The following is a 6,688-nucleotide window of genomic DNA, read 5'->3' on the forward strand; positions in this document are numbered from 1 at the left end:
GGGAACTGGGAGCGATTCAGCGCCCTTTTTATATGCGGTGATAAATAAAACGTATTCCTATTCTGAATTATTTGTTCGATGCATCGATTGTTTAACGGGGTCTGTCAGTGGGCAAGACAATGGTTCGCAGCCGTGGGCGAACAGGGCCTCATTTCGGCGAATACGGGTATCCAGGGCAGGGGCTTGTCGGTGAGGAGTGACGGTCGTCTGCATCGATGGGGGAGGGCGCGCAGCGGGAAGGTGCGGCATATAGAGGTGTCTCGGTCCCTCTGTCCGGGAAACCTGCACTTGAGTGTTTGAACGCATCTGTTGCCCATTGTCATGGACGATGGGAAGGAGGGGTGACGTTCCGTGTGGCTGCGAAATGCCCTGGAGAGGCTCGCCTGACCTGGTCAGGCGAGCCGGCTCATATCGCGTCAGTCATCACCCCTGGACATTGACCAGGATCCGGCCGCGCACCTGGCCTGCCAGGAAGGCATCCCCCAGGGTCACGACCTGGGAGAGGGGCACTTCCCGGGTGAGGAGATGGAGGCGGGTCAGGTCGAGATCCTCGGCCAGTCGGGCCCAGGCCTGCTGACGCAGCGGGCGCGGTGCCATCACGCTGTCGATGCCATAGAGGGTGACGCCGCGCAGGATGAAGGGCATGACGGTGGAGGGGAAGTCCATCCCTCCCGCCAGACCGCAGGCGGCCACGGCGCCGCCGTAGCGGGTAGTGGCGCAGGCATTGGCCAGGGTGTGGCTGCCGACGGTGTCGATGACGCCGGCCCAGCTTTCCTTGCCCAGCGGGCGTCCCGGCGTGGCCAGTTCGGCGCGATCGATCACCTCGGCGGCGCCGAGGGACGTCAGATAGTCGGCCTCGTGCAGCCGCCCGGTGGCGGCCACCACTCGATAGCCCAGCTTGGCCAGGAGGGTGATCGCCACGCTGCCCACACCGCCGTTGGCGCCCGTCACCAGAATGTCACCGTCACCGGGGGTGATGCCGTGCTTCTCCAACGCCATCACGCAGAGCATGGCGGTGTACCCTGCGGTGCCGATGGCCATGGCGTCCCGGGGCTGGAAGCGCTCAGGCAGGGCGACCAGCCAGTCGCCCCGGACCCGTGCCCGCTCCGCCAGCCCGCCGCTGTGGGTCTCGCCCACGCCCCATCCGTTGAGCACCACCTTGTCGCCGGGGTGCCAGTCGGGATGCTGGCTCTCCAGCACGGTACCGGCAAAGTCGATACCGGGGATCAGAGGGAAGCGGCGTACCACGGGGGCGGCGCCGGTGAGGGCCAGGCCATCCTTGTAGTTGAGGGAAGACCACTCTACCGCCACGGTCACATCCCCGGCAGGCAACATCTCCTCGGAGAGGCTCTGGTAGCTGGCGCGATAACCCGCCTCGTCTTTCTCGATCAGAATACCGTTGAACATCTTGTCTACTCCCATTAATTGGACTGATTGACTATTAATCTTCGTAAAAAAATCACTTTGCTAACTTCATGAAAAAATTGAGAAAAGAGAGCATGGGCTCGGTATCGCCCACCAGGCGTGCGCGCAGCACGGCCCCTTCCCAGCCGATCCAGAACTGATGGGCGAGGGCAGGGCAGTCACAATTAGGGGGCAGTTCCCCCGCCGTCACCGCGTCCCTCAGGCAGCGGGCAAGCAGCGCCTCCCAGTCGAGGAGGATCTGCTCGAGGCGCAGGCGCAGCTCGGGGGACAGCTGCACCACCTCCTGACCCAGGTTGCCCACGAGGCAGCCCCGCTGGAACGCAAACCGGGTCATGCCCCGGCAGGCGCTGTCGACGAAGGCAACAAGACGGGCCAGGGGGGGCAGGCTCTCATCCTCCAGATAGCGCGTCAGCTTGCGGCAGAAGTAGTGGTGATAGGCATCCATGACCGCCAGGGTGAAGTCGTGCTTGGTGGCGAAGTAGTGATAGAAGGAGCCCTTGGGGATCCCGGTCGACTGCAACACCCGCTCGATGGAGGTGGCGGCGATGCCCTGTTCGGTCAGCAGCTCCATGCCCCGGCGGATCAACAGATCCCGGGTGTCGGCATAGGTGTGCCCGTGCTGGGCAGGGCGGCCGCGAGGGCGGCGGGGCAGGGGGGCATTGGCTTGCATGGGGCTTATTAGACGCCTCAACTAGAAATGATGCAAGCGCGGCATCGAACGGACGAAACGAGTGGATGAGATCGGGTAGTCGAGACAAGCTGGAGCCAGCGGGGCAGAAAACAGCGAGGGCGCCAGTGGCGCCCTCGCATCGATGGGTGGCTGCGCCTCAACTGCGCAGCTTGTTGTAGACAAACAGCACGATCAGGGCGCCAACGGTGGCGATGATGATGCTCGGCAGGTTGAAGCCGGTGACCGTTCCCATCCCGAGCAGGGTGCTGACATAGCCCCCCACCATGGCACCGACTACCCCCAGGATCACCGTCATGAAGAAACCGCCGCCATCCTTGCCCGGCATGATCCATTTGGCCAGGATGCCGACGATCAGCCCCAGTACCACCCAAGTAAGAAATCCCATGGTCATCTCCTCGTTGTGTGCAGAGAACCAGAGTATATGCAGGGATCCAGCTTGTATCCCGCCGCAGCACGGCGTGAGTCAGAAACGGTCATATGAGACTCGCTCCTGACCATGGCAGGCAGAGGACTTCAGCCGAGCGCGCGGGTGTCGAGGCGCTGCCCGGCGGGGGAGCACACCAGCACCGACCCCTGCTCGAACCAGTCTCCCAGCACGATGCGACGCGCCTCACGGCCATCCAGAGTGAAGTCGTGGATGGCGGGCCTGTGGGTGTGGCCGTGGATCATCAGGCGGCAGCCGTGCTGGCGCAGCATCTCGTCCACCGCCTCCGGAGTCACGTCCATGATGATCTGGCTCTTCTGGGCATTCTCCATCTGGCTCTGGCCGCGCATCTTGTGGGCGATGGCCTGGCGGCGCGAGAGCGGCAGGCGCAGGAAGAGCCAGCGCAGCCATTTGAGTTGTGTGATGCGGCGAAACTTCTGGTAGCCCTCGTCCCGGGTGCAGAGCAGATCCCCGTGGCTCAGCAGCACCCGCTCGCCGTACAGCTCGATGACGCAGGGGTCGCCGAGCAGGGTCATGCCGGCCCGTTTGGCAAACTGACGCCCCAAGAGGAAGTCGCGGTTGCCGTGAATGAAGTAGAGGGGCACTCCTTGCTGGCTCAGGGCGAGAAAAGCATCGGCCACCTTGCGGTGGAGCGGGTTGGGGTCGTCGTCCCCAATCCAGAATTCGAACAGATCCCCCAGCACATAGAGGGCGTCGGCCCCGGGCGCGTCTTCGGCCAGAAAGCGCACCAGGGCCGCCGTCATGTCGGGCCTGCCTTGGCTGAGGTGAATGTCACTGATAAAGAGGGTGCTCATGAGTTCCTGGGCATCATGGTAAGAGAGTCCCGCCTGGGTGCGGACAAGGCCTGTGACCTTGCTCGTCGAGCGGGTGGGGGAGGGAAGGGCAGCAGAGCCCCGCAAGGTTGACGCCCTCCAGGGTCAGCAACGCCTCGTAAGGGTCGCCGGACAGACCCAGCAGGCGGCACATGGCCGCTTCCCCCTTGAGCCCTTCATCAAAACGCAGGCGCAGCACCTCCCGGTGGAAGGGGGCGCCAAAGCGCTCAAGCAGGGCGGCCATCAGGCTGAGGTGGCGCCAGCCATGACATGCCTCGAGGGGAGCAGGGGTGAGGTAGAGCTCGACTGGCCAGCACTGGCCATCGGGCCCGTGGCGTCGCTGTTCGGCGATCCAGACCTGCTCGCCCTTGCTTCGCACCTGCCAGCCTTGTGCTGCCAGTGTCGCGGCAAGGAAGGCCGGGTCCGGATGCTGGCAGAGGATGTCGAGATCGCTACCGGGCCTATCCAGCCCGATGGCGATCGTGCTCACCAGGGCCAGATCGTTGCACAGGGGGCCAAGCTCATCCCACAGGCCGCCGCTCAGCAGGGCGTGGGCCGAGCGCTGACGTGCGTTGCCCTGGGCCAGATAGTCGAGGCGGCGCCAGTTGGGGGCGGCAGATGGAAAAACTGCGGCCGGGGCCGCAGTTGTGTCAGAGCCTGGCCGGCAGGGATTACTCGGCAAGGGTCACCTTGGTGATGACGACGTCTTCGGTCGGAACGTCCTGGTGCATGCGACCGTAGTTGCCGGTCTTCACGCCCTTGATCTTGTTGACCACGTCCATGCCGGCGGTCACTTCACCGAACACGCAGTAGCCGAAGCCCTGGGTGGTGGCGGACTTGAAGTCCAGGAAGTCGTTGTTGTTCACGTTGATGAAGAACTGGGCGCTGGCGGAGTGCGGCTCCATGGTGCGGGCCATGGCGATGGTGCCGACCTTGTTGGACAGACCGTTGGCCGCCTCGTTCTTGATGGGAGCGCGGGTCTCTTTCTCTTCGAAGCCCGGGGCATAGCCGCCGCCCTGGATCATGAAGCCGTCGATGACGCGGTGGAAGATGGTGTTGTCGTAGTGACCGTCACGGCAGTATTGCAGGAAGTTGGCCACGGTCTCCGGGGCTTTTTCCGCGTTCAGGGTCAGGGTGATGTCGCCGTGGTTGGTGTGCAGAGTAACCATGAGTTGTCCTTTCATTTTGACGCGGGCAGCAAGGTGCCCGCAGGTGTATGGCATAAAGTGGTGGCAATTCTAGCCCATCAAGGCCCTGCGGCATAGATGGCAGGGGGGAGAGGGGGCTTTTTCTGCCTCGTTTTCTATACCGGATGCGGTTAGAATGGCAGGCCATTTTACTCACAGGCAGTGGTCATAAGATGCTGAAGATATACAACACACTCACTCGTCAAAAAGAAGAATTCAAACCTATCCACCCGGGCAAGGTGGGCATGTATGTGTGTGGCGTCACTATCTATGATCACTGTCATATCGGCCATGGCCGTACCTTCGTCGCCTTCGACGTCGTCGCTCGCTACCTGCGTTATGCAGGATACGACCTCACCTATGTGCGCAACGTCACCGACGTGGACGACAAGATCATCAAGCGCGCCGCCGAAACGCACGTGACCTGTGACGATCTCACCGAGCGCCTCATCGGCGACATGCACCAGGATTTCGACGCCCTCGGCATGGTGCGCCCGGACATCGAACCCCGCGCCACCCAGCACATCGGCGAGATCATCGCCCTGGTTGAAACCCTGCTGGAAAAAGGGCACGCCTACGTGGCGGACAACGGCGATGTGATGTTCATCGTCGAGTCCTACGCCGACTACGGCAAGCTCTCGGGCCAGGATCTGGAGCAGTTGCAGGCCGGCGCCCGGGTCGACGTGGTGGATGCCAAGCGCAATCCGCTCGACTTCGTGCTGTGGAAGATGTCCAAGCCCGGCGAGCCGACCTGGGACAGCCCCTGGGGCCCGGGCCGCCCTGGCTGGCACATCGAGTGCTCCGCCATGAACTCCAAGCACCTTGGCAACCACTTCGATATCCACGGCGGCGGCTCCGATCTGCAGTTCCCGCACCACGAGAACGAGATTGCCCAGTCCTGCTGCGCCCACGGCGGCGACTACGTCAACACCTGGATGCACAGCGGCATGGTGATGGTGGATAAAGAGAAGATGTCCAAATCCCTTGGCAACTTCTTCACCATCCGTGACGTGCTGGCCCACTACGACGCCGAAACCGTCCGTTACTTCCTGATGTCCGGTCACTACCGCAGCCAGCTCAACTACTCGGAAGATAACTTGAAGCAGGCCCGCGCCGCCCTGGAGCGCATGTACACCGCCCTGCGCGATCTGCCGGCGGCTGCCGCTGCCGGTGGTGACGAGCAGGTGGCTCGCTTCAAGGAAGCGATGGACGATGACTTCAACACCCCGGAAGCCTACTCTGCCCTGTTCGACCTGGTGCGCGAGATCAACCGCCAGAAGGGTGAAGACATGGCCGTTGCCGCCGCGCTGGGCGCCCGCCTGCGCGAGCTGGGCGCCGTGCTCGGCATCCTGCAACAGGATCCGGATGCTTTCTTGAAGGGTATTGAGGCGGACGAAGAGGTTGCCGAGATCGAACGCCTGATCGCCGAGCGCAATCAGGCCCGCGCCGACAAGAACTGGGCCGCGGCGGATGCCGCCCGTAACCGCCTCACCGAGATGGGCATCGTGCTGGAAGACAGCGCCGGCAAGACCAGCTGGCGCCGTGCCTAAGACCGATGGCGTTGCTCGCGCCAACCGGTTGAGCCAATAAAAAAACCGCAGCCTTGGGCTGCGGTTTTTGTTTGTGGCTTTTCCTTCGACACCTCTTGAGCCTCGGGCTCTGCTTTTGCCCCGGTGCTCTGCGCTCTGATCCCCTCTCCCCTTGGGGGAGAGGGCCAGGGTGAGGGGAGCTAATGTCATTCCTCTGCTGAATGCCATCTAACGCCTTAATGGCATGGCTCCGCCATGCAGGACGCGAGGGCACTGCCCTCGACAGGGTTTCGCCCGCCCTTCGGGCTGGGGCGAGTGACTTTGGAAAGACCCAAAGTCACCAAAAGTCTTCTCCCCCGGCAAACCGCCCGCTTCGCGGGTTCCCTCGTCTCGCCCAACGGGTCGGACGGAGCGCCGCAGACGGCACATCCATGTGCCGACTGCGGCTGCGCCATCATCCCTGATGGCGCTCCTAACCCGTTGAACTTGACTCGGCGGTTTGCAGGGGGAACCCAATACCGTGCCCGCCCGTGGCTTTAGCGTTCATGTTGGCCGCAGCTTAAGGCTGAGGTTTTTATCTGTATGGAGATGGTATTCAC

At 63.0% G+C, this 6,688-nt stretch carries 7 protein-coding genes; 1 reads left to right on the forward strand and 6 read right to left on the reverse strand.

Features of this window, described 5'->3' with window-relative positions; translation table 11 throughout:
• Positions 1 to 423: 423 nt before the first annotated feature.
• From acuI to BN1120_RS03085, 6 genes are all read right to left on the reverse strand, one after another.
• A complete protein-coding gene (gene acuI / locus BN1120_RS03060; protein ID WP_042014702.1) occupies positions 424 to 1,407 on the reverse strand; it encodes an acrylyl-CoA reductase (NADPH) in 984 nt (327 codons plus the stop codon).
• A 52-nt stretch (positions 1,408 to 1,459) separates the two neighbouring features.
• On the reverse strand, positions 1,460 to 2,095 hold the full coding sequence (acuR, locus tag BN1120_RS03065; RefSeq protein ID WP_080767864.1) for an acrylate utilization transcriptional regulator AcuR: 636 nt from the start codon (positions 2,093 to 2,095) through the stop codon (positions 1,460 to 1,462).
• A 157-nt stretch (positions 2,096 to 2,252) separates the two neighbouring features.
• Positions 2,253 to 2,501, reverse strand: a complete 249-nt coding sequence (locus tag BN1120_RS03070; RefSeq protein ID WP_010675223.1) for a GlsB/YeaQ/YmgE family stress response membrane protein — start codon at positions 2,499 to 2,501, stop codon at positions 2,253 to 2,255.
• A gap of 128 nt (positions 2,502 to 2,629) precedes the next feature.
• Positions 2,630 to 3,355 carry a UDP-2,3-diacylglucosamine diphosphatase gene (gene lpxH, locus BN1120_RS03075; RefSeq protein WP_042014701.1) on the reverse strand — a complete coding sequence of 242 codons (726 nt, stop codon included), beginning with the start codon at positions 3,353 to 3,355 and terminating at the stop codon, positions 2,630 to 2,632.
• Positions 3,356 to 3,368: 13 nt separating this feature from the next.
• A complete protein-coding gene (locus BN1120_RS03080) occupies positions 3,369 to 4,055 on the reverse strand; it encodes a DUF4269 domain-containing protein (protein ID WP_080767865.1) in 687 nt (228 codons plus the stop codon).
• On the reverse strand, positions 4,045 to 4,542 hold the full coding sequence (locus BN1120_RS03085; RefSeq protein WP_010675220.1) for a peptidylprolyl isomerase: 498 nt from the start codon (positions 4,540 to 4,542) through the stop codon (positions 4,045 to 4,047). The genes BN1120_RS03080 and BN1120_RS03085 overlap by 11 nt, the downstream gene beginning before the upstream one ends.
• 191 nt (positions 4,543 to 4,733) lie before the next feature.
• Between BN1120_RS03085 and cysS the strand changes: the two genes are divergently transcribed.
• Positions 4,734 to 6,110, forward strand: coding sequence for a cysteine--tRNA ligase (gene cysS, locus BN1120_RS03090; protein WP_041213117.1), 1,377 nt, complete (start codon positions 4,734 to 4,736; stop codon positions 6,108 to 6,110).
• The last annotated feature ends 578 nt before the right edge of the window (positions 6,111 to 6,688 follow it).

The sequence above is a fragment of the Aeromonas caviae genome (assembly GCF_000819785.1).
Taxonomy (GTDB): domain Bacteria; phylum Pseudomonadota; class Gammaproteobacteria; order Enterobacterales; family Aeromonadaceae; genus Aeromonas; species Aeromonas caviae.